The sequence below is a fragment of the Burkholderia sp. FERM BP-3421 genome, assembly GCF_028657905.1.
In the GTDB taxonomy this organism is placed as follows: Bacteria; Pseudomonadota; Gammaproteobacteria; order Burkholderiales; family Burkholderiaceae; genus Burkholderia.
The window spans coordinates 1,628,157-1,654,633 of sequence record NZ_CP117781.1 but is presented as its reverse complement, the minus strand read 5'-3'; the positions used below and the strand labels follow the sequence as shown (position 1 = coordinate 1,654,633).

The following is a 26,477-nucleotide window of genomic DNA, read 5'->3' as shown; positions in this document are numbered from 1 at the left end:
TTAAATCGACGGATGTCGCGTGAACTGATTCGACCTACAGGGGCCTTACAGCGCGTCGGTTAGAATCCACTACCATTTCTACAAAGCTTCTGCCCAGGGGGCGATCGCGCCATCATGCACATCCATTCGAAGAAAATCCGGCTCTGGGGCGCGCTCGCCGCGTGCGTCGCGGGCGGGCTCGCGACCGGCGCATGGCGCGCCGATGCGGCGCGCGTGACGAGCGTGTCGCCGCAAGGCACCGTGTCCGAGGTGCGGCAGACCGTCGTCAAGTTCGACGAAGCCATGGTCGCGCTCGGCGACGCCGCCGCACCCGCGCCGGGCCGCGTCGCATGCTCGGATCCCGACGCCGGGCGCGGCCAGGGGCACTGGCTCGATGCGCAGACCTGGGTCTATGACTTCACCCGCGACCTGCCGCCCGGCGTGCGCTGCTCGGTCGAGCTGGGCGAGACGCTGCGCTCGGTGGCCGGGCGCGCGGCGAGCGGCCCGAAGCGCTTCGCATTCCAGACGGGCGGGCCGTTCCCCGTCACCGCGCGCCCCGACGACGGCGAGATCGAGGAACAGCAGGTGTTCGTGCTCCGGCTCAATGGGCCCGCGACCGACGCCTCGGTGCTGTCCGGCATGTGGTGCGAGGCCAACGGCATCGGCAACCGGATCCCGGTCAAGCTGGCCGACGCCCCGACGCGCGCCGCGCTGCTCGATCATTTCCGCTGGAAGAAGGATGCCGCGCGCGTGCTGACCGTCAGCTGCGCGCAGACCCTGCCCGCCGGGGTCAAGGTGCAGCTCGTCTACGGCAAGGGCGTGGCGAGCCCGAGCGGGATCGTCAACGACACCGAGCGCCGCTTCGACTACACGGTGCGCGAGCCGTTCGCCGCGACCTTCTCGTGCGAGCGCGAGAACGCCAAGGCGCCTTGCACGCCGCTGCGGCCGCTGCGCCTGAGCTTCAACGCGCCGATCACGCGCGCCGACGCGGAAAAGATCCGCCTGGCCGGCCCGCAAGGTTCCGTCGGCCCCACCTTCAAGCCCGACGACAAGGGCACCGACACCGACCATGTCGAATTCGCCGCGCCGCTGCCCGCGCAGGCCGACCTCAAGATCACGCTGCCCGACGACCTGAAGGACCTGAGCGGCCGCCCGCTCGCCAACCGCGACCTGTTCCCGCTCTCGACCCGCACCGCCACGATGCCGCCGCTCGCGAAATTCTCGTCGGGCACCTTCGGGATCATCGAGCGCTTCGCGGAGCCGGGCGCGCCCGCGCTCGTGCCCGTCACGCTGCGCAACGTCGAGGCGGACCTCAAGATCGCCGGCCTCAATACCGGCGGCGCGCAATTCTCGAACCTGAAGGTCGAGAACGACGCGCAGATCCGCGCCTGGATGCGGCTCGTCGACCGTTTCGACGGCTGGTCGATGTCGGTCAAGGACATCGAGAAGGCGCGCCCCGGGCTGTTCGCGCGCGCCCTCCACCCGGTGTTCGTGCCGCCCGCGCAGGGCGAGCGCGCGCCGACGGGCAACAATCGGATCGTCGACATCCGCTCGCTGTCGCTGCTCGCGGGCGAGCCCGGCGTGCAGGCGCTGACCCTGCCGAAGGCCGATCCGGCCAAGCTGCGGCCGTTCGAGGTGGTCGGCGTGCCGATCGACAAGCCGGGCTTCTACGTGCTCGAACTCGCCTCCCCGGCGCTCGGCGGCGCGCTGCTGTCGCGGCCCGCCGCGATGTACGTGCGCACCGCGGTGCTCGTGACCAATCTCGGCGTGCATCTGAAGCTCGGCCGCGACAACAGCCTCGTGTGGGTGACGACGCTCGACAAGGGCCGCCCGGTGCCGAACGCGGACGTCCGCGTGTCCGACTGCAACGGCGAACAGGTCGCCGCGGGCCGCACCGATCCGAACGGCGTGCTGCGCATCGACGCGCAGCTCGCGCCGCGCCGCGCCTGCGACTACGCGACGGGCTACGGCGACTACTTCGTGTCCGCGCGCGTCGACGATCCGAAGACGGGCCCCGACATGGCGTTCGTCCGCTCCGACTGGAATCGCGGAATCGAGGCGTGGCGCTTCAACGTGCCCACCGACAGCGGCACGGACGCGCCGGCGCGCGCGCACACCGTGTTCGACCGCACGCTGCTGCGCGCGGGCGAGACGGTGTCGATGAAGCACTTCCTGCGCGTCGAGACGCTCGACACGCTCGCGTTCCCCAAGCAGTACCCGAGCCGCGTGACGATCCGTCACCTCGGCTCCGACCAGACCTATCACCTGCCGTTGACCTGGGCGGCCGATCACTCGGCCGCATCGAGCTTCACGCTGCCCGCCGCCGCGCGGCTCGGCGAATACAGCGTGTCGCTCGACAGCGGCAGCGGCGACGACGACGCGGCATCGGGCGCGACCTACGACACGGGCGCATTCCGCGTCGAGGCGTTCCGGCTGCCGGTGCTGAAAGGCTCGATCGGCGTGCGCGACGGCCGCACGAGCCCGCTGATCGCGGCCAGGGAAGCGCCGCTCGCGCTGCAGATCGACTATGTGTCGGGCGGCGGCGCGTCGAACCTGCCGGTGCAGGTGTCGGCGCTCGCCAAGGCCGCGAGCCCGCCGTTCGCCGACACCTACCCCGACTACAGCTTCGAGCCGTACCGGCCCGAGCCGGCCGCGAACGACGCCAACGCCGATGCCGGCGACAGCGACGCGAACGACAGCGACGCCGGCCGCCAGGATCCGGACGCCGCGAAGCTGATCGCCGACAAGGAGCCGCTGACGCTCGACCGCAACGGCGCGGGCTCGCTCGTGCTGAAATCGCTGCCGAAGGTCAACGCGCCGCAGCGCCTGAGCCTCGAGGCGAGCTTCGCCGACCCGAACGGCGAGATCCAGACGATCCGCGGCGACGCCCTGCTGTGGCCGGCCGCGCTCGTGGCCGGGATCAAGGCCGGCCAATGGGTGTCGGTGGGCGACAAGGTCGCGCTGCAGGCGCTGGTGGTGGATCTGCAAGGCAAGCCGCGCGCCGCCGCGCCGGTCGAGATCCACGGCTACGCGCGCAGCACGACCAGCTCGCGCAAGCGCATGGTCGGCGGCTTCTATGCCTACGACAACCACAGCGAAACCCGCGACCTCGGCACGCTGTGCAGCGGCAAGTCCGATGCGAAGGGCATCTTCAGCTGCGACGCGAAGCTGACCGAGGCCGGCGACGTCAAGCTGGTCGCGGTCGTCAAGGACGGCGCGGGCCGTAGTGCGAACGCGATGACCTCGGTGTGGGTCACGCGCGACGAGGATCTCTGGTTCGGCGGCGACAATACCGACCGGATCGACATCCTGCCCGAGAAAACCACCTACGCGCCGGGCGAGACCGCCCGCTTCCAGGTGCGCATGCCGTTCCGCTACGCCACCGCGCTGGTCGCGGTCGAACGGGCCGGCGTGATGGAAACCCGGGTCGTGGAACTGAACGGCAAGAACCCGACCGTCGACCTGAAGGTCGGCGAATCGTGGGGGCCGAACGTCTACGTGTCGGTGCTCGCGCTGCGCGGCCGGCTGCGCGAGGTGCCGTGGTACTCCTTCTTCACCTGGGGCTGGAAGACGCCGATCGAATGGGCGCGCGCCTTCTGGCGCGAAGGTCGCCACTACGAAGCGCCGACCCCGCTCGTCGACCTGTCGAAGCCCGCATTCCGCTACGGCGTGGCCGAGATCAAGGTCGGCACCGCCGCGCACCGGCTCGGCGTGACCGTCACGCCGGACGCGGCCAGCTACCCCGTGCGCGGCCACGCGCAGATCAAGGTCAAGGTCGCGCTGCCGGGCGGCAAGCCCGCGCCGGCCGGCACCCAGATCGCGGTCGCGGCCGTCGACGAGGCGCTGCTCGAACTGATGCCGAACCGCAGTTGGGATCTGCTCGATGCGATGCTCCAGCGGCGCGCATATGGCATCGAGACGTCCACCGCGCAGATGGAAATCGTCGGCCGCCGCCATTTCGGCCGCAAGGCCGTGCCGGCGGGCGGCGGCGGCGGGCTCGCGCCCACCCGCGAGCTGTTCGACACGCTGCTGCTGTGGAACCCGCGCGTGACGCTCGATGCGCACGGCGAAGCCTCGCTGACCGTGCCGCTCAACGACGCGCTGACCCGCTTCCGGATCGTCGCGATCGCCGCCGTGGATGCCGACAAGTTCGGCACCGGCAGCGCGTCGATCCGCAGCACGCAGGACCTGCAGCTGATCTCGGGCCTGCCGCCGCTGGTGCGCGAAGGCGACGGCTTCAGCGCGTTGTTCACGCTGCGCAACACCACCCAGCGCGCGATGCAGGTGCGCATCACGCCGAGCGTCGCGGGCCTCGCGCTCGACGCGCAGACCGTCGCGCTGCCCGCCGACGGCTCGCGCGAGATCGCGTGGCATGCGACCGTGCCGGACGGGCTCGCCGACGCGGCGGGCGCGCTCGTGTGGTCGATCAGCGCCGCCGAGCAAGGCGGCGCGCATGCGGCCGACGCGCTGAAGATCACCCAGAAGGTGGTGCCCGCGCTGCCGGTCACCGTGCAGCAGGCCACGCTCGCGCAGGTCGACGGCACCCTCACGGTGCCCGTCGCCGCGCCGGCCGGCGCGGCGCTCACGCCCGCGGGGCTCGCGCGCGGCGGCCTGGCGGTCTCGCTGCAGCCCAAGCTCGCCGACGGCCTGCCCGGCGTGCGCCGCTGGTTCGAGCGCTACCCGTATCGCTGCCTCGAACAGCAGGCCTCGCGCGCGATCGGCCTGCGCGACCCCGCGCAATGGCAGTCGCTCGTCGCGCGCATGCCGGTCTATCTCGACCGCGACGGCCTCGCGAACTACTTCCCGCCGTCGTCCGACAGCGGCGCGACCGGCAGCCCCGCGCTGTCCGCCTACCTGCTCGTGCTGTCCGACGAGGCCGCGCGCCTCGACGCCCGCTTCGCGCTGCCCGAGGATATCCGCGGCCAGATCGAGGCCGGGCTCACGCGCTTCGTCGACGGCCGGCTGCAACGCGAGACCTGGTCGCCGCGCAAGGATCTCGACCTGCGCAAGCTGGCCGCGATCGAGGCGCTGTCGCGCTTCGGCGCGGCGCAGGGCCGCATGCTCGGCTCGATCGAAGTGGCGCCGAACCAGTGGCCGACCTCGGCGCTGCTCGACTATCACGCGATCCTGTCGCGCGTGAAAGACATTCCGCAACGCGACGACAAGCGCGCCCAGGTCGAACAGATCCTGCGCGCGCGGATGACCTACCAGGGCACGCAGCTGACCTTCTCGACCGCGCGCGACGACGACCTGTGGTGGCTGATGACGAGCCCCGAGACCAACGCCGCGCGGCTCGCGCTCGAATTCGCGGGCGACCCGGGCTGGAAGGACGAGATGCCGCGCGTGACCACCGGCCTGCTGGCGCTGCAGCGCAACGGCGCGTGGCAGACCACCACCGCGAACGCGCTCGGCTCGCTCGCGATCGAGCGTTTCTCGCACACCTACGAGACCACGCCCGTCGGCGGCCAGACCCGGCTGAAGCTCGGCGACACCGAGCGCGCCGTCAACTGGAGCCAGCCGGCCGCCGCCGCGAGCGCCGCATCAGCAACGCCGGCCGCGCGCACCGGCCCGGTCCGCAGCCTGCTGCTGCCGTGGCCGGCCGCGCGCGCCGCGGCGACGCCGCTGACGCTGACCCAGGACGGCCCCGGCAAGCCCTGGGCGACGATCGAGAGCCTCGCCGCCGTGCCGTTGAAGAGTCCGTTCGCGGCGGGCTACCGGATCGTCAAGACGGTCACGCCGGTGGATCCGGCCGTGCCGGGCGCGTATTCGCGCGGCGACGTGCTGCGCGTGAAGCTCGACATCGATGCGCAGACCGACATGACCTGGGTTGCGGTCAACGATCCGATCCCGGCCGGCGCGACGATCCTCGGCAACGGGCTCGGCCGCGACTCGGAGGCCGCCACCCAGGGCGAAAGCGCCGCGCACGGCGCCGATCCCGCGTTCGTCGAACGCGACTTCGACGGCTATCGCGCGTACTACGACTACCTGCCGAAGGGCCGCATCTCGATCGAGTACACGGTGCGGCTCAACAACGTCGGCACCTTCGGCCTGCCGCCCACGCGCGTCGAGGCCCTGTACGCGCCGTCGACCTACGGCGTGTGGCCGAACCCGGCCGTGACGGTCGGGCCGGCGCCCGCCGCGAAGCCGTGAGCGCGACGAGGTCCGGCATCCGGATCGCGGCCGGGCTCGTCCTCGCGGCCGGCCTGGCCGCCGCACCGGCCGCGCGCGCGGTGCCCAGCTACGACAACGTGCGCGGCGGCTGGCGCAGCTCGGACTGGGTGCTGCTCGCGCGCGACGGCACGCCGTTGCAGCGCACCCGCATCGACCTCGGCGAACGACGCGGCGACTGGGTCGCGCTCGCCGACATCTCGCCCGCGCTGCGCGAGGCGATCGTCGTCTCGGAGGACAAGCGCTTCTACGCGCACAGCGGCGTCGACTGGCGCGGCATCGCGGGCGCGGCGTGGGGAAACCTGTGGAACGAGCGCACCCGCGGCGCATCGACCGTGACGATGCAGCTGGCCGGCCTGCTCGGCGATACGCCACGCCGCTCCGGGCAACGCTCCCTGCCGCAGAAAGCCGGCCAGGCGATCGACGCGCTGTGGCTCGAACGCGCATGGCGCAAGGACCAGATCCTCGAGGCCTACCTGAATCTCGTGCCGTTCCGGGGCGAGACGGTGGGACTCGCCGCACTGTCGCAGACGCTGTTCGGCAAGGCCCCGTCCGGGCTCGACGAACGGGAATCGGCGGTCGCGGCGGCGCTCGTGCGCGCGCCGAACGCGTCATATCCGAAAGTCGCCGAACGCGCCTGCCGGATCCTGCGCGACATGCGCGCGCCGGGCGCCTGCGCGAACCTCGACGGTTTCGTGCAACTCGCGTTCGCGCGGCCGGCGGGCGCCGGCTGGCGCGACACGGACGCGCTGGCGCCGCATTTCGCGCGGCGCGTCGCGTCGGAAGCCCATCCCGCGGCGGGCGCGCGGCTGCGTTCCACGCTCGACGCGGGCCTGCAACGCTTCGCGCGCGACACGCTCACCCGCTCGCTGACCGAGCTGAACGCCCCCGCGCACCGCCGCAACGTGCAGGACGGCGCGGCGATCGTGATCGACAACGCGAGCGGCGAGATCCTCGCGTGGGTCGGCTCGTCGGGCGCGCTGTCGAGCGCGCGCGAGGTCGACGCGGCGCTCGCGTCGCGCCAGGCCGGCTCGACGCTGAAGCCGTTCCTGTACGCGCAGGCGCTCGACGAACGACGCCTGACCCCGGCCACCCTGCTCGACGATTCGGCCGTCAACCTCGCCGCGAGCGGCGGGCTCTATATTCCGCAGAACTACGACAAGCATTTCAAGGGCTGGGTGAGCGTGCGGACCGCGCTCGGCTCGTCGCTGAACGTGCCGGCGGTGCGCACGCTGGTGCTCGTCACGCCGCACCGCTTCGCGCGCACGCTGACCGCGCTCGGCCTGCCGCTGACCGAGGACGGCGACTATTACGGCTTCAGCCTCGCGCTGGGGAGCGCCGACGTGACGCTGCTGTCGCTCACCAACGCGTACCGCGCGCTCGCCAACGGCGGCGTCGAGAAGCCCACCGCCGATCTGTTGTCCGGCGGCGGCGCGCGCCGCGCGCCGCCGCCGGGCACGCGCGTGTTCAGTCCGGAGGCCAGCTACATCGTCACCGACATGCTGGCGGACAACAATGCGCGCACCCGCACCTTCGGCCTCGACAGCCCGCTCGCGACGCGCTTCTTCTCGGCGGTGAAGACCGGCACGAGCAAGGACATGCGCGACAACTGGGCGGTCGGTTATACGTCGCGCTATACGGTCGGGGTGTGGGTCGGCAATGCGGACGGCTCGCCGATGTGGGACGTCTCCGGCGTGACGGGCGCGGCGCCCGTCTGGGCCGCGCTCGTCGGTTACCTGCATCGCGCGACGGGCAGCGTCGCGCCGCGACCGCCCAAGGAGGTCGTGCGCACGCGCGTCTCGTTCGAGCGCGCGCTCGAACCGACCCGCGACGAGTGGTTCGTGCGCGGCACCGAGGTCGATACGGTGCGGCTCGCGGCTGGGGCCGCGCCCGATCTTCAGCGTGCGCCGCTCGCGATCGGCGCGCCGACCGACGGCACGATCTTCGCGCTCGATCCGGATATCCCGCCGCGCAATCAGCGCGTCTGGTTCGAGCGCGTGGCAGGAGACGGCGGGCGCAGTGCATGGCGGCTCGATGGACGTGTGCTTGGGCGCGGTGAACGGGTTGCGTGGCTGCCGTGGCCGGGGCGTCATGTGCTGGAACTGCTGGACGCGCAGGGCAAGGTTGCGGATACGGTGAAGTTCGAGGTGCGCGGCACGGTGGCGCGGCCGGATGTGGGTGCGAATAATGGGGCGGCGCGGGGCGGTAGGCGGGTTGTTGGGCGGTATTGGGCTTGGGGGAGATGGTCGAACAGGGCTCGTGTTTTCAGCGCACGAGGGCAATGAACGTCGCGACGATCAAGTTCTTTGCAGTATTGCGAGGATGTTGTTGTACGACCCTTCTCAGCCGGTCAAGTCCCGAGTATCACGTTTCGAAGCGCATCGGTCATCATCTCGCGCTCATGGCACAATAACCCGTCATCTGGTGGCACCCGTCCAAGCAGGTCGTAGATAATCATTTCCCGTTTCATCCTTACAAGCTTTCACTATGAAGAAGGGCATGCCGGAAAGAATTTGGAAAAACAGCCTCGGAAACTTTATCTACACATTTGCACATTTGGAGACGCAGCTATTTTTAATTTGCGCGTGCTTCATGGAACTCGAAGAAATCAAAAAGATTACTTTCTCAAAGAAAGTAGATAAGGCAATCGGCTTTCTGAGAAGGCAGTTTTCCGCGCAAGCGCACCCTCTGATCGATGCCCTGGTAAAAGCCAGAAAGCTGGCCCAATTCCGCAACGATGTCGTACACAACCCCGTGTTCAACTGGATCAGGTTTGATAAGGAAAATGGGCTGGACTACCAACCGGGATACATCATGGTTACGGGCACCACTTCCACCGATATTAAACTTCAAGATCTGAAAAACAAAACAGCCGAGCTAATTTCACTCTCAAAGGAAATCTCCCGCCACGATCGCATGCTCAAGCTTCATGAACTCGCCCGGATACCGGAACGCCGAAGTTAATGAGCCTCTTTCAGCCTTCTCTCTGGAGCCCCCATCTTTTCGAGCCGGAGCCAGTCGATCCAGTGGGCAGCGGCGCGCCTATATCAGATACTCGCCCCTTCGGTTCCCGGCTATCTTTCTGTGGATGTCGCGCCCATTCAATTGTCTATCCAGTGAAGACCTTCGACTGGAAATCCGCGATGAACCAGTTTGCTATTCTGTTCGGGGAGCGATTTACGCAAGCCCGCTGATCACTGGTTGTGCAACCGCCTCGCCCACAAAAAATGCGGATAGGTCCGGTCCCGAATTTACCTCTGACCACCCGCGTCAAATCCTTCGCGCCGTTCTCGCATGCATTCGCACGCACGGGGCGATCATCAACGTGAACGCCGTCAAACGCGCATCGACACACAGCGGCGGCTCGGCGCTCGACGGCCCTGCCCGTTAATTTCAACCGAGCCGCCCGCCCCCTGCTGCTCTACGTACTTCCCCGCCATTGACACACCTACTCGCCTTCACCCTATACTCTCCGAAGCGTCGAAAATTGTTGAACAATCAAACTCACGGATCGACGCCTGACCGGCCACCACCAATGATTCAGGCCGGATTTCGATATCTGCCAATCCTTCGCGAGGGCACCGCGTCATGTCGAACTATCCCGCCGCCTACCAGAACAGCACAGGCTCCGTCCTCAACCTCGAATCGTCCTTTTACGCCTCGATCGCGCAGCGCCAAGACGCGCGCGAACGCATCGAATCGCACGTCGTGCCGATCCGCAGCGGCTTCGCGTGGACGGTGCCGGCCGGCCATGTGTTTCGCATCGTCACGCTGGAAGGTCCACAAGTCGCCGACTTCAACATGTGGAACCTGCACAACCCGCGCGAACGCATGTGGGCATCGCGTACGCGCCAGCTACAGGCCGCGCACGTCACGACCTTCGATCGGATCTGGTCGACGCTGCCCTACCTGCGCCCGATGGTCACGATCACCGACGACACGCTGGCCGGTTACGGCGTCGACGGCGACGGCGGCCGCGTGCACGATCTGCTCGGCACACGCTGCGATCCCTACGTGAACAAACTGCTGACCGGCGAGGATTTTCATTTCCACTGCCACTCGAATCTCGTCCGCGCCGTCGCGCCCTACGGATTGACCGAGTTCGACGTGCACGACGTACTGAACGTGTTCCAATGCACGGGGCTCAACAACGACGACAAGTACTTCATGAAAGCCTGCCCCGCGAAACCGGGCGATTACCTCGAATTCTTCGCCGAGATCGACCTGTTGTGCGCGATGTCCACCTGTCCGGGCGGGGATCTGTCGGTGCCGATGTGGGGCCCCGATGCGCGCGACCCGATCGACGTCTGCCGGCCGCTCGGCGTCGAGGTGTACCGGCTCGACCCGCGCCTGCTCGAAGGCTGGTCGCAGCCGCCCGTCGCGCCTTACCAGGGCCGGCACGGCATGCAGCCGCCGCAGGCAGCCTGGCAGCACGACCAGACGGCATGACAAAGTCCGTAGAATGACGAACCGCCGCCGTCGACCCACCACGCCGACGGCGCGCGATCAGGAGAGGAGCGAACAAACGGCATGGCAAGCGAAAAAGCGGGCAGGCAATCGGTCTCCGACCGGATCAGCCATCAATTGCGCGAGCACATCATCAACGGCAAGCTGCCGCCCGGCACCGCATTGATCGAGATGGATCTCGCGGCCGAATACGACACGTCGCGCAACTCGCTTCGCGAAGTCCTGCATCAGCTCGGCCGCGAAGGCCTCGTGACGTTCGTGCGGCATAAGGGTGTCGTCGTTCGCACGCTCAATCGCCAGGATGTGCGCGACCTCTATGTCGCGCGCCGCACGCTCGAACTGCATGCGCTGAACACCGCCGAGCTTGCGCAGCCGGCCGTGCTGGAAAAAATGCAGGTCGCGATCCGCGCAGCCGAGCGCGAACTCGATAAGGAAAACTGGCAGGCTGTCGGCACGCACAGCCTGCGATTCCACCAGCATATCGTCGCACTGCAAAAAAGCGCCTTGCTCGACGAATTCTTTCGGACCATCTCCGCGCAGCTGCGTCTGGTGTTCGCCTCCGATCCCGACGAGAAACGCGTGCAGACGCCCGACTGGATCCAGCGCGACTACCAGATCTACGACCTGCTCACCCAGAACCATCGGACCAAAGCCGTCACCGCACTCACGCGCTATCTCGACGATTCCGAACGGATGCTGCTGGACGCGCTGAAACGCCGCCAACGAAAGCCCGCCTGATGAGCACCGCGCCGCACGATGCGGCGCGGGCGGCTCCGGCATCGCGCCTCATCCGGCGTCTTCGTCGGCCGGCAATGCATAGCTGCCGTCGTCCCGATGTGTTTCCAACCCCGTCAGCGGCGGATTGAACACGCACACGAGATGCAGATCGCCGCGCGTCGCGCGCAGGATGTGCGGATCATTCCGATTCAGCGCGTAGATCGTTCCGGGCGTGATCCGATGCACGGCCCCGGTGGCCGTTTCGATGACTTCCCCCTCGCCCGCCACGCAATAGTTGGCCTCGAAGTGATGCTTGTAATGCAAGTTCAACTCCGCGCCTTCCTGCACGCGCGTTTCATGAACCGAATAGCCGACGCCGTCCTGCTTGACGATCATGCGCTTGCTGTCCCAACCCGGACCGCGTGCGTGGCGTTCAGTGTTTGCGATATCGGCCGATCTTACGACTATCATGCGAACCTCCGATGAGTGACGAGGAAAGAGAACTCAGCGGTTCATACCGCCGAGAAACGGATCACGCTGAAGCGGCCAGCACGCGTTCGACCATCGCCGCCGCGTCGAGCAGGCATGCGTCGTCACCGCGCCGCCCCGTCATCAGCAGGCCGATCGGCTGCTTCAAGTGCGGGTCGCACGGCACGCTGATGCTCGGCAGGTCGAGTCGGTTCGCGAACTCGGTCAACTGGAATGCGCGTGCGTTCTGCGCCAGATACACGGTTTCGTCCGCCAGATCGGCAATGCGCGGCGGCACCATTGGCACGGTCGGCGTCAGTACCGCATGCGCGTCGTCAAGTTCAGCGTGGTAGGTGTCGGCCAGCGTCGCCAGACGCCGCAGCGCGGCCGCATACTCGTGCGCGCGCACCTGTTCGCCCGCGGCGATGCGCGGGCCGACGAGCGGATCGTAGCGATCTGCGGCGGTCGCCAGCCTCAGGCGATGCAACATGAACGCCTCGGCCGCGATGATGCCGCCCGCGCGCGCAATCGGGCCTGCCTCGGCGATGCAGTCGAGCCGCTTGTACGTAATACGCGCGCCCTGCTCGGACAATCGCGACAAGCATGCATCGAATGCCTGCCCCACGGTTGAGTCGACGTCATGGGTCGCGAACCGCTCGGGCACGATGAAATGCAGATCCTTCACGCTTGCCGGCGCGCGCCGGCTCGATCCGCCTCCGCACAGAACGGCGTCGATCCGCCGACATGAGCCGGCCGTCCTGGCCAACATCCCCGGCACGTCGAACGTCGTCGACAGGAACGTCATGCCGGCATCGGCATAGCGCCCGCGCGACGGCTTGAATCCGGCAACACCGCAAAACGCGGCCGGAATACGCACCGACCCGCTCGTATCGGAACCCAGCGACAGGTCGGCCGCGCCAAGCGCCACCGACACCGCCGCGCCCGAACTCGATCCGCCCGCCACACGCTCGCGCCGTACATCAAGCGGCGTCGCGAGCGTGCCATAGGCGTGATTCACGCCGAGCGCCCCATAGGCGAATTCCGTCATGGCGGTCTGCGCAACCAGGATCGCACCGGCGCGCCGCAGCGCCGCGACAAGCTCGGCGTCGGCATGCGCGGCAGGCTCTGCGGCCAGTACGCGCGAGCCGGCATGCGTGACCCACCCGTCGCAATCAATATTGGCTTTGACCGTCAACACCGAGCCGGCCAACGGCGCAGCGGCTGCACGCGTCGATGCATCCTGCGCACGCGCCTCGGCCAGCGCCGCCTCGTCGCGGCGTGCGAGCCATGCTCTCCCGATGTCGCCGGCATGCACATCAGCCAGCGCGAAACACGCGCGCAACCGCTCGACGCTTCCGCGCCCATCCGTGTCAGGCAACCGCAAATCAGCGCAATCCATCGTCGGTCCTCGCAGATCCTTCAGTTCCGCTCATGCAAAATGCACGTGCTGCAAAAAATCCCTCACACGCACATCCTCCGTGTCGCGAATCCGCTCGGGTGGCACGTCGTGCAGGATCCGGCCGTTCTCCATGAAAACGATCCGGTCGGACAGCTGGAACGCGAAGTTCATCTCGTGGGTGACGATGATCATCGTCATTCCCTCCTTCGCGAGCGTCTCGACGACCTTCAGCACGTCGCCGACGAGTTCCGGATCCAACGCCGACGTCGGCTCGTCGAACAGCATGATCGATGGCCGCATGGCGAGCGCGCGCGCGATCGCCACGCGCTGCTGCTGGCCCCCCGACAACTGATGCGGATACTTGTACGCGTGTTCGAGCATCCCGACCTTCGACAGCAACGCCAGCGCCTGCATCCGGATGGCGTCCGCATCGGCCTGCCGGTGATAACGCGGCGCCATCATGACGTTTTGCAGTGCCGTGCAATGTGGAAACAGGTTGAAGCTCTGGAACACCATGCCAATGTCGAGAATGCGATCGTGCGGTACGCGGGAATACGCGCCGGACGCGCGGATGAACGGCTCGTCATACAGTTCGATCTCGCCCTCGTTGAGCGGTGCGAGGCCGTTGATGGTGCGGATCAGCGACGTCTTGCCCGACCCGGAAGGACCGATGATCGAAATGATCTGGCCGGGCGCAACGTCGAGATCGATGCCCTTCAGCACCTCATGACGGCCGTATCGCTGCCGCACACCTCTCAGTCGCAGCGCGAATGCGGCGTTCGTGCGCGGCCCCGGCGCGACGATCCGCGTCGGCGTCGACGATGCGATGGCCTCCGCGCCCGCTCGCACCGGCACGCGCCGACTGACATCGAGGTGTCGTTCGAGATGGCTCAGCAGCCGGCTGAACACCGTGACGATCAGCACGTAATAAAACGCGACGGCCAGCATCGTCTCGAACACGAGGAAGTTCTGCGTGTACAGGCGCTGCCCGACGAGCAGGATCTCCGCGAGCGAGATCACCGACACGAGTGACGTCAGCTTCACGATCGTAATGAACTCGTTCGCCAGGGCCGGCAGCGCGATGCGGATCGCCTGCGGCATCACGATCATCCATTGAATGCCCGTGAAGCGAATGCCGAGCGCTCGGCCGGCTTCGATCTGCCCGCGAGGCACCGACAGGATCCCGCCGCGATGAATCTCCGCGAAGTAGGCGGTCTCGCTCAGCACCAGCGCGATCAGGCCGGCCGCGAACGGGTCGGACAGTAGCGCGCTGGTGGCCGGAAACACCTGCGGCAGGTTGTAGATGAAGACGAGCAGCACGAGCAGCGGCAGGCTGCGGAAAAACCAGATATACACACTCGCGGCGCGTTTGAGCGCGGCGCGGTGAGACTGCCTTGCGAGCGCCAGGGGAAAGCCGAGCAACATGCCGAGCAGCCAGGCGGAAATGCTGAGCTTGACAACCACGAAACCGGCGCGCCAGAAATCCCGGTCCCACAACAGTTGCAATGCATAGTGCCAATCGAACTGCATCGGAGGCTCCTCGAGTGCAGACAGGGGATGCGGGCGCCGTGCGTCCATCGCGTGTTCGCACCCGCGCGCATGCGTGGCCGTGCTTAGTTTGCCTTGCCGAGCGCAGCGGCAATATCGACCTCCGTCGGCTCCTGCAATCCGTATTTCTTCACGAGGCGGCCATACTCGCCGCTGCGCCTTGCCTCATCCAACGCGCCAGCCAGCGCGCTTTGCAGGCCCGCCTCTCCTTTCGTCACGCCGAGGCCGATCACGATCGGATAGAGCAGCGTCGTCGGGATCAACTCGACGCGCCCGCCCGTCTGCTTGGGAATGCCCTGCGCGACGGCCGCGTCTTCGATCTGCACATCCACCGCCTTCGACATCAGCGCGGACGTCGTTTCCGGCGAGGTCGGAAACTCGAGAATCGCGATCGCATCGCGACCGGCCGCCTTGCAGGCGCCCTGCGAGACGACGCGCAGCTTCGGCGTCCACGATGCGCCCTTGATCGTGCCGACACGCTTGCCGCACATGTCCAGCGGCGTTTTCGGCAGATACGCGCTGCCTTTCGTCACGAGCAGCAACGCCCCGGTTTTCAGGTAGGGAACGAAGTCGATCTGCTTCACGCGATCCGGCGTGACGTAGAGCGCCGATGCGACGACATCGAAGCGGCGCGCCTTCATTCCTAGGATCAGATCGGGGAAACGCGTGTCGAGGAAGACCGGATCGAGCTTCAGGCGGCGCGCGAGCATCCGCGAGAACTCGGCGTCGAAGCCGGCCGGCTTGCCGCTGTCCAGATACGCGTATGGCGGATAGGTCAGATCGGATCCGATCAGGAGGCTGCCGGGCCGCACCGTCTGCAACGGCGCCGCCGCAGCGAGCGAGCATACGAAGGCCAGGGACGCGAGTATTCCGCGCAAGAAATATCGAGACAAAAGTTGACCGTACATGACGAGGCTCCCGGGATTTTTCGGCTCTCGCTCAGTAACGGCGCGCGGCCATTCTCAGGCCGCTACGTTTGCATTCGAGAGGTTTTCATGCCGAAGATTGTTGAACAATCCAGGAACATTCTGACCAGTTCATATTGTTCACTGAATCCGGGTTTACTCGTGAAGTTGCGTAGCCGCTTGCGTTCGTCCATGCATGTAAGCGCCGCCGCCCGGCGCCGGCACGGATTTCAGAAATGGGAGACCGGCGGGGAGAAGGCGGCGATCCGATGGATCGCCGATGCGGCTGGCACACCGCTTATCGTTGCGCCGGCTTCAGCTGGAAAACCTAAAAGACGGTTTCAAAAAGGCTGCCGGGCGCGTCGGAGGGTGTTCCACAGCAGAGCAGGCGGCAACCGAGTTTGAGGAACGCGCCGTGAATATCAGCACGGCGCTTGAAACCAGCACGGAGGCGACGGAAGTGATGCAACCCGGCACGCGTGCGCCCAACGACCCGGCGATACTTGCCAAGGCCGCGGCCATGTTCGGTCCGGCGCTCGGCAGCCACCGGCTCGATACCGCGATTGCGCAACGCATGTCGATGTCACTCGGAGTCGGAACCGCGATCGGCGTGGACCACACTCGGCCTCTGCAATGGGTGGCCGCGCAATCCGCGAATCGGTGGAATCGCGTCGATCAGCGGCAGCCATTGCTTGACGTCGTTGACGTTCGCACCGGTCAGGATCGCGGCGAGCGGGGTGCCGTTGGCGTCAGTGACGATGTGGTAACGGTGCACCGGCCCGCACCACACGCTCGATCATCGCTTGACGGATTCGGATCACGACGTTGTTCGACACGTATCCGAGCAGGTAGGCGGAGGCGAACTGGGCGCCTCCGCGCAAGCAGGCGAGCCCCAGAAATGCCAGAGGAATAGTCCACCATGCGGATTGCGGCGCATGCTCGCCAAAACCATAGGCGAGTACGACCTTCAGGAAAGCTGGAATGGAGGTTTCCGTTGCCGCAACCAGTGCAGTCGCCGCAAGGCCGCATGCCGCGCTCCATGCCACCGGCCTAAGGAAAGGCCATAACCGTGCCAATACGCTTTTTACCGAGATACTCGTAAGTGACCTGTTCCATCTTGTTCGATCAAATAAACTTCCCGGCGAACATATCTCACGCAGTTTTTCAAATACGATAAACACTTTGGCTTCAACGTGGTGACGAAACCACTCGCGGTACAACAATGCATCGCACGGCTTGTCCTTGCCGCTTTCGGCAAAACCATCTTGCCAGAGACTATCTGGACGTATTGAAAGTCAAGACGATAGATACACCGTGCAGCAAGCGCATACCATCACGTCCGGACTCGGAAGCCACCTGCAATACAGGCGGTTGGCTGTACACCTGACGGTCACACGCTTGTGGAGTAGACTGCCGCATTGCCCCGAACGCGAACGCGCTGCACGAGTCGACTGACGACGTTATTAAGACGAGTAGGAATGAGGATCGGAAATTCTACAGATTCGACAAATTGGAGTACCAGCCTCTAATGTTCTTGGCGTAACTGATGGTCACCCATAAATATAGAACGGTCATTGCCAACCCTCCGGCACGACTTAGAACGGATTGGTTATTTTCAATACAACCAAATAAAATCAAGATTCCGCAAATACACAACAGAGCCGCACCCAAAAAACCAACACAATCGCACACAATAAGCTTGCTTGATTTTTTCATAACCTTGCTCGGCTGCTGGTTCAAAATACAGATCAATCAGCACCCTCTGCGGGAATCGCTATTCCAGCGCCATATACGGCAGCGGTGGCCGCGCACTGGCACTCGGTTCTTTCACGTTACAGATATGTGCATGCCACCCCAAAGCTATTCCTGCCCATTTTTCATGGATTTCATATCGCAACTCAGGGCAGGACAGAGAGTGCCTGGCAAGAAACGTTCTCCAAGCATGAATATTATCTCCGTGATGTCGCCAAGAATTGCGTCATCAAAAAAAGCATGCATTGAGTGTCGTTACTCGACGAGCGCAGATTGGCACCGACAAAACTAAAAATCAACATATTTTATCTTTCAAATTCAATACGACATGATTTCTGAATTTTTGTATATTAATGTGGTGACGCTCATTACATTTCTGCACAATTGAATTACAGGCTTTCCATCCATCGAGATTTATTATCGGTCGCACATAGCCGCTCCTGTTACGCATTCCGAAACATGTCGATCTGATGCGATTTTTGTGGAATGGATTCATCCGGCTCGACGGCCTCGATGCAATACTCATTTGCCTTCATCCGCCGTGGCTCACGGAAAACAACAAAATCTATTGTGATGTCCCAGGCTCCTCTTTTCCGTGAAGCAGCTCAGGACGCGCAGCGGACCCGGACGCTGGGTGAAACGATAAGGGTTCGTCCTGTGTCGTTTGCGTTCCTGACAGCCGCTGCCGCCTGCATGGCGTCCGTCGTGATGCTGTTCTAGCTATACGCGCCGCACCACAGTCGAAGGCGTGCTGAGCCCCGACACCGGACTCGTGAAGCTCTATGCAAAGCAGCCTGGCGTCGTGCTGGAAAAGCATGTGACCGCCTACGGCAAGCCATAGATGTTGCAATCCGGCATGGCACTACAGGCGGATGTGCTGCCGGAACGCCGTCGCTTGTACGAATGGGGGCTCGAACCTCTTTACAGCCTCACCGGCAAACTCTGACGCGGCGCCTGGTCATGTCCCTTCTGGATCGCCTTTCATTCGGCATCAGCGCCAAACTACCGATGCCCCTGCGGACCGAAGCCTGGTTCTCCGGAACAAACGCAAGGCAGCATCCGATTCATTTCGCAACAAGGTCCAAGGGGATATTGACGCCGAGATCCGCAACGCGACACGCATCGATCGCGCGACCCGGCCGCACAGGAGCGCGGCCCGCCCCCGCACACCCTCACGCAATCAGTACTGCGCCTGATCAGTCGGATTCCTGAACAACTGTTTCATTTCCGCCGACAGCGGATAGTTGAGACTCATCCCCTTGGGCGGAATCGGCTGCATGAACCAGCGATCATAGAGTTTCTCGGCCTCGCCCGACGTCTGCAGCTGCGCGATCACCGTATCGACCACCTGCTTGAACGCCGGATCGTCCTTGCGCAGCATGCACGCGTAGTTCTCGTGGGCGAGCGGCGTCCCCGTCACGGCATAAGCACCGGGGTTGCGATCCTTCGCGATCTCGCCGTACAACAGCGGCTCATCCATCACAAAAGCCACCGCCCGCCCGGACGTCACGTTCAGGAAGGCCTCGGCATGATCCTTCGCGCTGATGATCGTCATGTTCATGCCCTTCTCCTCGTTGAGCTTGCGCAGCAGGCGCTCGTCCGAGGTGCCGGCCGTGGTCGCGACCGTCTTGCCCGCCAGATCCGGGAAGTCCTTCACGCCCGAATCCTTGCGCGTGGTGAAACGGATGCCATAGAGAAAGATGCTGTTCGAGAAGGCCGCCTGCCGCTGCCGTTCCAGCGTGTTGGTGGTCGACCCGCATTCGAAGTCGATCGTGCCGTTCTGCACCAGCGGGATCCGGTTCTGCGAGGTGATCGGGATTTCCTTGACGACCAGCCCCGGCAGGCTCAGCCGCGTGCGCAGCGCGTCGACGATGCGCGCGGCGATGTCGCGCGAGTAGCCGATGTTCTTCTGCTGGTTGTCCGAATACGAGAACGGCACGGACGATTCGCGGATGCCGAGGCCCACGACGCCGGTGTCCTTGATCTTCTTCAGCGTGCCGGTCAGCGCCTGCGCGTGCGCCGCGCCGCCCGCGAAACACAGTGCGGCGGCCGCGGCGAGCCAGCCAAGACGACGATGCATGTCTTCCTCCTGTCTAGTGGTCGAACAGGCTCGCATCGTAATCCGGCCAAAATTCTCACGCGCCCGAATCGTCGATGCGCGGCTCGCAGCGGATCGGGAAATTGACCGAGTTGGCGATATAGCAGCGCGCATGCGCGACGTGATGCAGGCGCTCCGCCAGCGCGGGATCGTCGCCGGCGCGGATCGTCACGCGCGGCCGCAGCACGATGTCGGTGAAGCGCCCCGCCTCCGGGCCGTCGAGCATCGTGCCCTGCGCCTCGTCGACATAGTCGAGCACGGTCACGCCGGCCTCCGCGCACAGATGCAGATACCACAGCTTGTGGCACGCCGACGCCGACGCAAGCAGCAGATCCTCGGGATTCCAGCGCGCGGCGTCGCCGAGAAACGCGGGATCGGACGAGCCCGCGATCGGCGGCTTGCCGTCCGCCTCGATCAGATGGTCGCGCCCGTACTGCCGGTAGCCCGACGTGCCGCTGCCCCGGTTGCCGGTCCAGCGCACGGTCACGCGATAGTGGTGTTCGCCGTATCCCATGAGTCCTCCGTCGAATGTCGACCCGCCGCGATTCTGCCAGCGATCGGCAATTTGGTATACCATTATTCCAATCAACCTTCATCGACCATGAACAGCTCATTCGACTCCACGGCGGGCGCGATCGCCGCCTCGCTGCGCGAACTGATCGTCGACGGCACGCTCGCGAGCGGCGAGCGGCTCGTCGAGCGCGATCTCGCCGACCGCTTCGAGGTGAGCCGGATTCCGCTGCGCGAAGCGATCCAGCGGCTCGCGCGCGAGGGGCTCGTGACCCTGCAGCGCAATCGCGGCGCGACCGTGCGCGAACTCTCGGCCGCCGACGTCGGCGAAATCTACGACTTGCGCGTGCTGCTGGAAGGCGACGCGATCCGGCGCGCCGTGAAACGGATGGACGACGAGGCGCTCGCGCGCGCCACGCTCGTGCATCAACTGCTCGGCACGGCCGACACCCCCGCGCGCCAGGGCGCGCTCAATCGCGAATTCCACGAACTGCTTTACGCGCCCTGCGGCAATGCGCGTCAGCTCGTCGCGATCCATGAACTGCGCGCGCAGGTCGAGCGCTACGAGCGCCTGCACCATACGCTGCTTGCGGATACACCGGCGTTCCAGCATGAACACGCGCAGATCCTCGACGCCTGCCGCGCGCGCAATGCGCGCCGCGCGCAGGCGTTGACCGCCGCGCATCTCGATTCGGCGCGCGCGATCGTGCTGCGTCTCGTCGAATCCGGCTGAGCGCCCCGCGCCGTCGCCTGGGCGGCGCTCAGGCCCGGTCGCCCAGATGCGCGGCGAACCAGCCGACGGCCGCCTGGATCGCCCGCTCCGCCTGCGCGACGTAGGGATCGAAGTGCCCGCCCGGCAGGATCTCCAGCCGTTTCGGTTCGAGCGCGCGCTCATACGCGGCCAGCGCGAGGTCGGCCGGCGTCACGGTGTCGCGTTCGGCGACCAGCATCAGCAGCGGCGTCGGACTGACCCGGTCGATCCAGCTACCGGGCTCGTACGCGCTCGCGAGTTCGCTCGATCTGAGCGTGACGCGGTTTTCCCAGCCGGCGTCGCGCGCCGCCGACATCGTATAGAACGCGCGCGCATCGTCGCCCGCGTAGAGGCCGGCGACACCGTCCTCCGAGCAGACCCGCCGTTCGCCCGGCGCCTCGCCCGCATAGCGCGCGGCCCGGTCGCGCTCGAAATCGGCGCGCACCGCGTGCAGCCGCTCGCCCGCGCGGCGCAACAGGCTCTGGTAGCCACTGATGGTCGGCACCTGGCTGACGACGCAGCGCACGCGCCGATCGAGCGCGCCCATCATGATCGCGTGGCCCCCGCTGTAGCTGGAACCCCATACGCCGATCCGGTCGGCGTCGACTTCCGGCAGCGTGCCGGCCCAGCTCACCACGTCGCGTATGTCCGCGATCTGCTGGTGAGGATCGATTTCGCCGCGCACGTCGCCGCCGCTCGCGCCGAAGTTGCGATGATCGTAGAGCACCACCGCGAAGCCCGCCTGCGCGAAGCGTTCGGCGAAATCCGTCAGGTAGTGGCGCTTGAGCGCGGCGAAGCCGGGGCTCATCACGATCAAGGGCGCGGGACCGGGGCGCGTCGGGGTGTACAGCCAGCCATCCAGTTCGACACCGCCCGCCGCGATACGGCGGGATACGCGTACATAGTCGTCGCTCATGCCATGCTCCATCTGGAGAGGGGTTCGGAAGAGGCGAAGCGTAGCGCGGGCGAGCGGCCCGCGCCGCCTCCGGTACGCCAGTGGATCGCGCGCATCGGACAGGTTGGCGGCGCGAGACGGTGGCGCGCCGGCCCGGGAACGGCGCGACGCATGCCGCGGGACGGTCAGGCCGTCATCCTCCGGCCGCCCGGACGGCCGTCGCGACGGCCGTCATTCGCCGCTCGACGCGACCCGCCATGTCTTCATCATGGAACCACCGGCGCATATCGCTTTCATAGATACGTCGCTACCTCATTCCATCCCGTCGTCCGGCGGCCTCGCATCGGCGTCCCGATCCCGGAAATCACCGACAGCCCCTGCACCCGCCATCGAACGCGTCTTTCTCGACCTGAGCCCATTCGCCATGCCCCTCCACCCGATTTCCTCCGCCCGACAGCCGCGCCCGCGCCGGATGACACTCTCCATGCTGATGTCCCTCGCGTTGCTGAGCGGCGGCGCCCGCGCCGAGATCGCGCCCGTCTCCCGCGACCAATGCCGGCAGATGCAGGCGAGCGGCGTGATGCCCGCCGACGCGCCGGTGGGCTGCGATCGCCTGCGCAACGTCTCGTTCCAGTACCTCGGTTTCGAGAACGAGCCGCGCATGGGGACGATCGTCGTGCTCGACGCGCTTGCGCCGCGCGTGCAGGCGATCTTCGACGCGCTCCGCAAGCTGGATTTCCCGCTTCAGCAAGCCGTACCGATCGAGCATTTCTCCGGCGACGACGATGCGTCGATGAATGCGAATAACACGTCCGCCTTCAATGCGCGGCCGATCTCAGGCGGCAGCGCATGGTCGCTGCACGCGTTCGGCGCCGCGATCGACCTCAATCCGATCCAGAATCCCTACATCGTGCTCGGAACCGACGGCGTCGCGTCGGTTCGCCCGCCCGCTGCCGCGAGAACCTCGGTCAACCGCTTCGACGATCGGCCCGACAAGCCGAAACGACCGGGCATGGCCGAGGCCGTCGTCGATGTGTTCGCCGACAACGGCTTCATCGGCTGGGGCGGATACTGGAATTTCCCGATCGACTACCAGCACTTCGAGATCGGCTCGCGCGGCTTCGCGCAACGGCTGGCTCGCGCATCGCCTGACGAGGCGGGACGGCTTTTCGAGGCGCAGGTCACGCGCTACGCGGATTGCATGCGCGGCGCGCAAGGCGTCGAGCATGCCGCGGCGCGCGCCGCCTGCGTGACGCGCGTGTGGCAGTAAAGCGGCATGTCTTCGCAGCGCGGCGCGGGCGCATCAAGGCCGCCCCGCCTCATTCGGCCTGCATGGCGAACGCGCGCGGCGTGTGACCGGTCAGGCGGCGAAACACCGCGATGAACGCGCCCGGCGAGTCGTAGCCGAGATCGGCCGCGATCCGCGTGACCGGTTCGCCGTCCGCCAGCCGGGGAATCGCGGCCGCCACGCGCACTTGCTGGCGCCACAGCAGGAAGCTCGTGCCCAGTTCGGCGCGGAACAGCCGCGACAAGGTCCGCGCCGAAGCGCCGACGAGCGCGCCCCATGCATCGAGCCCCCGGTCGTCCGCCGGATCGTCGAGCAGACGCAGGCAGACGTTGCGCAAACGGTGGTCGCCGGGCAGCGGGATGTCGAGCGGCATCACCCGGGCGCGCTCGATCTCGTCGAGCAGCAGTTGCATCAGGTGGGCGTCGTAGCCGGACGCGGGCGTGTCGTCGGTCACCGCCTGCGCCTGCCGGATCAGTTCGCGCAGCAGCGGCGTCGCCGCCAGGCTGCGCGGCGCGTCGGGCAGGCGCTTCGCGCACAGGCGCGGCGCGACATAGACGCTGCGCAGCGTCACCGCCCCCCGCGCGCGCAGCGCATGCGGCAGTTGCGCGGGCATCCACAGCGCCTGCTGGGGCGAGATGATCCAGCAGGCGTCGCCGCACTTCAGTTCCATCACGCCGTGAAGCGCGTAGATCAGCTGCGCGGCGTCGTGCCAGTGGTCACTCAATGCATAACCGTCGGGATAGTCGCGCGCAACCGGCTTGAACAGTTCGTGTTCGGACGAGAAGACTGGCAGGTGCATGGAGAACGGCGCGCGTGGGATGCGGGAGCGGAGGTGCCGGCATTCTAGCCCGCACGACGCGCCGCGCATGCCCGAACCGCTTCGGACCGGTCTTGGCTCGTAACAGAAATACAGCATTGCGTCTCTTATCCACATTCCGCGTCGATTGCCTGCGTCCAGCGCGGTAAAACAGGAGGTCGGCGCAAGCATCCCGGCCGTATTGCACGTAATCCCGCGGCGACGGCCCATGCCTGGCCCCGCCTCCTCGCGCCGAACCCGCTCTGGCCCGCCCGATGCCCCGGCCGACATTGACACCCGTCCAACCCGCCCCCTACCATCGTCCGCAGCCATCACGCCACACGGAGGACTGAATCGATGAGCGCGCATCCCCCGAGAATTGTCATCGTCGGCGGCGGCATCGCCGGTTTATTGCTGGCCACGCGGCTCGGCAACCAGTTGGGGCGTTCGGGCCGCGCCTCGGTCACGCTGCTCGATAAAAGTCCCACGCATATCTGGAAACCCATGCTGCACACGATCGCGGCCGGCACGCGCAATATCCAGCAGCAGCAGGTCGTCTTCCTCGCGCATGCCAGCGAACACGGCTTCGCCTACCAACCCGGCGAACTGTGCGGCCTCGATCGCGAGCGGCGTGAAATCCACCTCGCCGACCTGCATACGCCCGACGGCGAACTGATCCTCGGCGCGCGCAGCCTCGGCTACGACGTGCTGATCCTCGCCATCGGTAGTCATGCGAACGATTTCGGCACGCCCGGGGTGCGCGAGCATTGCTATTTCATCGACAGCCAGTCCGAAGCCGAAACCTTCAATGTCGCATTGCGCACGCGCATCTTCCGCAGCGTCGCGGAAGACGAGCCGTTGCGCGTCGCGATCGTCGGCGGCGGCGCAACCGGCGTCGAGCTTGCGGCGGAGTTGAGCCGCCTGCTCGAACTCGCGTCGAGCTACGGCGATCCGCGCGCACGCGAGCGCCTCGACCTCACCCTGCTGGAAAGCGGCCCGCGCATCCTGGCCGCGTTTCCGCCCGGGATCTCCGCGTCGGCCGAACAGCAGCTCCGCAACATCGGGTTCCGGGTGCTGACCTCCACGCGCGTCACGTCCGCCGACGCGAGCGGTTTTCACTACGGCGACGGCGGCTTCGCGCCTGCCAACCTGATGGTGTGGGCGGCCGGCGTCAAGGGTGCGGATTTCGCGAACGGCCTCGGCGGCCTCGCGAGCACGCGCACGAACCAGATCCTGATCCGGCCGACGCTGCAGGCGCAGGACGACGACGCGGTCTTCGCGCTCGGCGATGCATCGAGCCTGACGCCCGACGGCGCCGAGCGCCCGCTTGCGCCGACCGCCCAGGTGGCGACGCAGCAGGCCGAATTCCTCGCCAAACATCTGCCCGCCTGGCTCGACGGCCGGCCGCTGCCCGACTTCGCGTTTCACGATTTCGGCTCGCTCGTGTCGATCAGCGACTACAACGCCTTCGGCACGCTCGGCCGCTTCGGCTTCTTCCGCAGCGCGTTCATCAAGGGCCGTTTCGCCCAGTTGAGCCACGCGATGCTCTATCGCCACCACCAGCAGGCGCTGCACGGGTTTCCCAAGGCCACGCTGCTGTGGACCGCCGAGCGGATCAACAGCTGGGTGCAGCCAAAGATCCGGCTGACCTGAGCGGCCAGCCGGCAAGGTCCGGGGCGGGGCGCGCCCGCCGCCGAGTGGTCGCGCGCGGGGATGAGCGCGGTATCGAGACCCTGGCGCAGGCATCCCGCGTCGGCGCGCTTGCCCCGTCACGTCGAAGCGACGCTTCTCCGCCTCGTTTAATGCTCATTGCTAGATCAGTTGCTCATTTCGGCAGCCTCTTGGCCAGATTCGAGATCAGCGACGTCACCGGTCCGAGCGGGCCCACGCCGTGCGCGCCCGCATTCGCCGCCGTTCCCGGGCCTCCGGTCACTACCGTGATCGTCTGAGCCGCGTCGCTGCCGCCGGCCCCCGCCAAGGACACCACGCTCACGCCTTCAAGCCGGCCGGCCGGCTTCGCGAGCCCGGCCGCGCGTCCGCTCCCCCCGGTCGACCGCCCAAGCAGACCGCCTGCCTCGCCCAATATTTCCGTCACCGACCCGATCACGCCATGCAGCGTGGCAATCGGACTGATCGGCATGACCGGATTCGCCGGCGGCGTCGCCAGGGCGCCAATGATCTCGTTCACCACCTTGCTCACCGGCGCGAGCGGATTGCCTCCGGTTCCGCTCCCTGCCGCCGGCGTCGGGATCCCATACACGGTCAGCCCCAGGCCGGGCACCTCCGTTGCACGATCTCCGCTCGCCCCCGCCCGGGCGGTCACGCTCGCCGCCAGCGCGAATCCCGTCAGGACGGCCAGCGCCAGATGCCTCCGTTTGAAGACGCGTTCCATGTTTGACCTTTTCCAGGTTGTGCCGCAGATGCGGCCCGGAGGTAGCTGCAGGGAAAGTGCCAGGTACCCGGGTTCGAGTGAGTGAAATTTAAATTTCGTAAATTCATAAATTATGGAATTTACAGCCAATTAATAGAAAAAACTTCGCAAAAAAATCGAACCATGGTCGTGATGTTACCCCTCGTTTCGATACGAAACGCCCGTGACGCGTGACATCCCCAACCCACACGCGCCCTCTCGACGCGCACGGGCCACTTCACTCCTCGCATGCGACACGACCACGCATGCGTTCACATTTTTATGATCATCCCGATCGTTAATTTTTTACGTCCACATCTGATTAA

Annotated in this window: 18 protein-coding genes and 3 pseudogenes; 10 read left to right on the top strand and 11 right to left on the bottom strand. The window is 66.2% G+C overall.

All coding sequences use genetic code 11. The annotated features are described in order from the left end of the window. The first annotated feature begins 114 nt into the window (after positions 1-114). From Bsp3421_RS10275 to Bsp3421_RS10255, 5 genes are all read left to right on the top strand, one after another. Positions 115-6,129 (top strand): alpha-2-macroglobulin family protein, encoded by a 6,015-nt coding sequence (locus Bsp3421_RS10275; RefSeq protein WP_273995812.1) that lies wholly within the window; start codon positions 115-117, stop codon positions 6,127-6,129. Continuing rightward, positions 6,126-8,432, top strand: coding sequence for a penicillin-binding protein 1C (pbpC, locus tag Bsp3421_RS10270; RefSeq protein WP_443111426.1), 2,307 nt, complete (start codon positions 6,126-6,128; stop codon positions 8,430-8,432). The genes Bsp3421_RS10275 and pbpC overlap by 4 nt, the downstream gene beginning before the upstream one ends. Positions 8,433-8,634: 202 nt before the next feature. Further along, complete coding sequence (locus Bsp3421_RS10265; RefSeq protein WP_273995811.1) at positions 8,635-9,111, top strand: hypothetical protein; 477 nt, start codon at positions 8,635-8,637, stop codon at positions 9,109-9,111. Positions 9,112-9,735: 624 nt separating this feature from the next. Next, complete coding sequence (locus Bsp3421_RS10260; RefSeq protein WP_273995810.1) at positions 9,736-10,596, top strand: urea carboxylase-associated family protein; 861 nt, start codon at positions 9,736-9,738, stop codon at positions 10,594-10,596. An 81-nt stretch (positions 10,597-10,677) separates the two neighbouring features. Next, positions 10,678-11,352, top strand: a complete 675-nt coding sequence (locus Bsp3421_RS10255) for a GntR family transcriptional regulator (RefSeq protein ID WP_273995809.1) — start codon at positions 10,678-10,680, stop codon at positions 11,350-11,352. Positions 11,353-11,400: 48 nt separating this feature from the next. On the opposite strand, the gene Bsp3421_RS10250 is transcribed toward Bsp3421_RS10255, so the two are convergent. From Bsp3421_RS10250 to Bsp3421_RS10225, 6 genes and pseudogenes are all read right to left on the bottom strand, one after another. Further along, positions 11,401-11,802: an ectoine synthase gene (locus Bsp3421_RS10250; RefSeq protein WP_273995808.1), complete on the bottom strand. Its 402-nt coding sequence runs from the start codon at positions 11,800-11,802 to the stop codon at positions 11,401-11,403. Between the two features lie 61 nt (positions 11,803-11,863). Then, entirely contained in the window at positions 11,864-13,198 is a 1,335-nt protein-coding gene (locus tag Bsp3421_RS10245) for an amidase family protein (RefSeq protein WP_443111425.1), read from the bottom strand. Positions 13,199-13,228: 30 nt separating this feature from the next. Further along, positions 13,229-14,728, bottom strand: coding sequence for an amino acid ABC transporter permease/ATP-binding protein (locus Bsp3421_RS10240; RefSeq protein WP_273995805.1), 1,500 nt, complete (start codon positions 14,726-14,728; stop codon positions 13,229-13,231). A gap of 83 nt (positions 14,729-14,811) precedes the next feature. Further along, positions 14,812-15,654 carry an ABC transporter substrate-binding protein gene (locus Bsp3421_RS10235; RefSeq protein WP_273995804.1) on the bottom strand — a complete coding sequence of 281 codons (843 nt, stop codon included), beginning with the start codon at positions 15,652-15,654 and terminating at the stop codon, positions 14,812-14,814. A 338-nt stretch (positions 15,655-15,992) separates the two neighbouring features. Beyond that, positions 15,993-16,429 (bottom strand): annotated as a pseudogene (locus Bsp3421_RS10230) (transposase); the annotation flags it as partial. Further along, complete coding sequence (locus Bsp3421_RS10225) at positions 16,401-16,874, bottom strand: hypothetical protein (protein WP_273995803.1); 474 nt, start codon at positions 16,872-16,874, stop codon at positions 16,401-16,403. The gene Bsp3421_RS10225 and the pseudogene Bsp3421_RS10230, both read right to left, overlap by 29 nt. Positions 16,875-17,976: 1,102 nt before the next feature. Here Bsp3421_RS10225 and Bsp3421_RS10220 point away from each other — a divergent pair. Both Bsp3421_RS10220 and Bsp3421_RS34315 read left to right on the top strand, forming a co-directional pair. Next, positions 17,977-18,223 (top strand): annotated as a pseudogene (locus tag Bsp3421_RS10220) (HlyD family secretion protein); the annotation flags it as partial. Positions 18,224-18,247: 24 nt separating this feature from the next. Further along, positions 18,248-18,349 (top strand): annotated as a pseudogene (locus tag Bsp3421_RS34315) (secretion protein HlyD); the annotation flags it as partial. A 234-nt stretch (positions 18,350-18,583) separates the two neighbouring features. Here the strand turns inward: Bsp3421_RS34315 and Bsp3421_RS10215 are convergent. Both Bsp3421_RS10215 and Bsp3421_RS10210 read right to left on the bottom strand, forming a co-directional pair. Further along, complete coding sequence (locus Bsp3421_RS10215) at positions 18,584-19,483, bottom strand: glutamate/aspartate ABC transporter substrate-binding protein (protein ID WP_273995802.1); 900 nt, start codon at positions 19,481-19,483, stop codon at positions 18,584-18,586. Positions 19,484-19,538: 55 nt separating this feature from the next. Then, complete coding sequence (locus tag Bsp3421_RS10210; RefSeq protein WP_273995801.1) at positions 19,539-20,015, bottom strand: OsmC family protein; 477 nt, start codon at positions 20,013-20,015, stop codon at positions 19,539-19,541. Between the two features lie 87 nt (positions 20,016-20,102). Between Bsp3421_RS10210 and Bsp3421_RS10205 the strand changes: the two genes are divergently transcribed. Then, a complete protein-coding gene (locus Bsp3421_RS10205; RefSeq protein WP_273995800.1) occupies positions 20,103-20,744 on the top strand; it encodes a GntR family transcriptional regulator in 642 nt (213 codons plus the stop codon). A 28-nt stretch (positions 20,745-20,772) separates the two neighbouring features. Here Bsp3421_RS10205 and Bsp3421_RS10200 read toward each other — a convergent pair whose 3' ends face one another. Further along, positions 20,773-21,678: an alpha/beta hydrolase gene (locus Bsp3421_RS10200; protein ID WP_273995799.1), complete on the bottom strand. Its 906-nt coding sequence runs from the start codon at positions 21,676-21,678 to the stop codon at positions 20,773-20,775. A gap of 463 nt (positions 21,679-22,141) precedes the next feature. Here Bsp3421_RS10200 and Bsp3421_RS10195 point away from each other — a divergent pair, with 463 nt between their 5' ends. Further along, a complete protein-coding gene (locus Bsp3421_RS10195) occupies positions 22,142-22,927 on the top strand; it encodes a M15 family metallopeptidase (protein WP_273995798.1) in 786 nt (261 codons plus the stop codon). A 49-nt stretch (positions 22,928-22,976) separates the two neighbouring features. Here the strand turns inward: Bsp3421_RS10195 and Bsp3421_RS10190 are convergent, their stop codons facing one another. Next, positions 22,977-23,744, bottom strand: a complete 768-nt coding sequence (locus Bsp3421_RS10190) for an AraC family transcriptional regulator (RefSeq protein WP_273995797.1) — start codon at positions 23,742-23,744, stop codon at positions 22,977-22,979. Positions 23,745-24,098: 354 nt separating this feature from the next. On the opposite strand from Bsp3421_RS10190, the gene Bsp3421_RS10185 reads away from it, so the two are divergent. Next, positions 24,099-25,394, top strand: coding sequence for an NAD(P)/FAD-dependent oxidoreductase (locus Bsp3421_RS10185; protein ID WP_273995796.1), 1,296 nt, complete (start codon positions 24,099-24,101; stop codon positions 25,392-25,394). 172 nt (positions 25,395-25,566) lie between these two features. Here Bsp3421_RS10185 and Bsp3421_RS10180 read toward each other — a convergent pair whose 3' ends face one another. Then, positions 25,567-26,133, bottom strand: coding sequence for a hypothetical protein (locus tag Bsp3421_RS10180; RefSeq protein WP_273995795.1), 567 nt, complete (start codon positions 26,131-26,133; stop codon positions 25,567-25,569). Between the last annotated feature and the right edge of the window lie 344 nt (positions 26,134-26,477).

What these genes read in the sequence shown, in the direction of transcription:
- Bsp3421_RS10275 (WP_273995812.1), top strand. Translation starts at nt 115, where the DNA reads ATGCACATCCATTCGAAGAAAATCCGGCTCTGGGGCGCGCTCGCCGCG.
- Bsp3421_RS10265 (WP_273995811.1), top strand. Translation starts at nt 8,635, where the DNA reads ATGAAGAAGGGCATGCCGGAAAGAATTTGGAAAAACAGCCTCGGAAAC.
- Bsp3421_RS10260 (WP_273995810.1), top strand. Translation starts at nt 9,736, where the DNA reads ATGTCGAACTATCCCGCCGCCTACCAGAACAGCACAGGCTCCGTCCTC.
- Bsp3421_RS10255 (WP_273995809.1), top strand. Translation starts at nt 10,678, where the DNA reads ATGGCAAGCGAAAAAGCGGGCAGGCAATCGGTCTCCGACCGGATCAGC.
- Bsp3421_RS10250 (WP_273995808.1), bottom strand. Translation starts at nt 11,802, where the DNA reads ATGATAGTCGTAAGATCGGCCGATATCGCAAACACTGAACGCCACGCA.
- Bsp3421_RS10245 (WP_443111425.1), bottom strand. Translation starts at nt 13,198, where the DNA reads ATGGATTGCGCTGATTTGCGGTTGCCTGACACGGATGGGCGCGGAAGC.
- Bsp3421_RS10240 (WP_273995805.1), bottom strand. Translation starts at nt 14,728, where the DNA reads ATGCAGTTCGATTGGCACTATGCATTGCAACTGTTGTGGGACCGGGAT.
- Bsp3421_RS10235 (WP_273995804.1), bottom strand. Translation starts at nt 15,654, where the DNA reads ATGTACGGTCAACTTTTGTCTCGATATTTCTTGCGCGGAATACTCGCG.
- Bsp3421_RS10215 (WP_273995802.1), bottom strand. Translation starts at nt 19,483, where the DNA reads ATGCATCGTCGTCTTGGCTGGCTCGCCGCGGCCGCCGCACTGTGTTTC.
- Bsp3421_RS10210 (WP_273995801.1), bottom strand. Translation starts at nt 20,015, where the DNA reads ATGGGATACGGCGAACACCACTATCGCGTGACCGTGCGCTGGACCGGC.
- Bsp3421_RS10205 (WP_273995800.1), top strand. Translation starts at nt 20,103, where the DNA reads ATGAACAGCTCATTCGACTCCACGGCGGGCGCGATCGCCGCCTCGCTG.
- Bsp3421_RS10200 (WP_273995799.1), bottom strand. Translation starts at nt 21,678, where the DNA reads ATGAGCGACGACTATGTACGCGTATCCCGCCGTATCGCGGCGGGCGGT.
- Bsp3421_RS10195 (WP_273995798.1), top strand. Translation starts at nt 22,142, where the DNA reads ATGCTGATGTCCCTCGCGTTGCTGAGCGGCGGCGCCCGCGCCGAGATC.
- Bsp3421_RS10190 (WP_273995797.1), bottom strand. Translation starts at nt 23,744, where the DNA reads ATGCACCTGCCAGTCTTCTCGTCCGAACACGAACTGTTCAAGCCGGTT.
- Bsp3421_RS10185 (WP_273995796.1), top strand. Translation starts at nt 24,099, where the DNA reads ATGAGCGCGCATCCCCCGAGAATTGTCATCGTCGGCGGCGGCATCGCC.
- Bsp3421_RS10180 (WP_273995795.1), bottom strand. Translation starts at nt 26,133, where the DNA reads ATGGAACGCGTCTTCAAACGGAGGCATCTGGCGCTGGCCGTCCTGACG.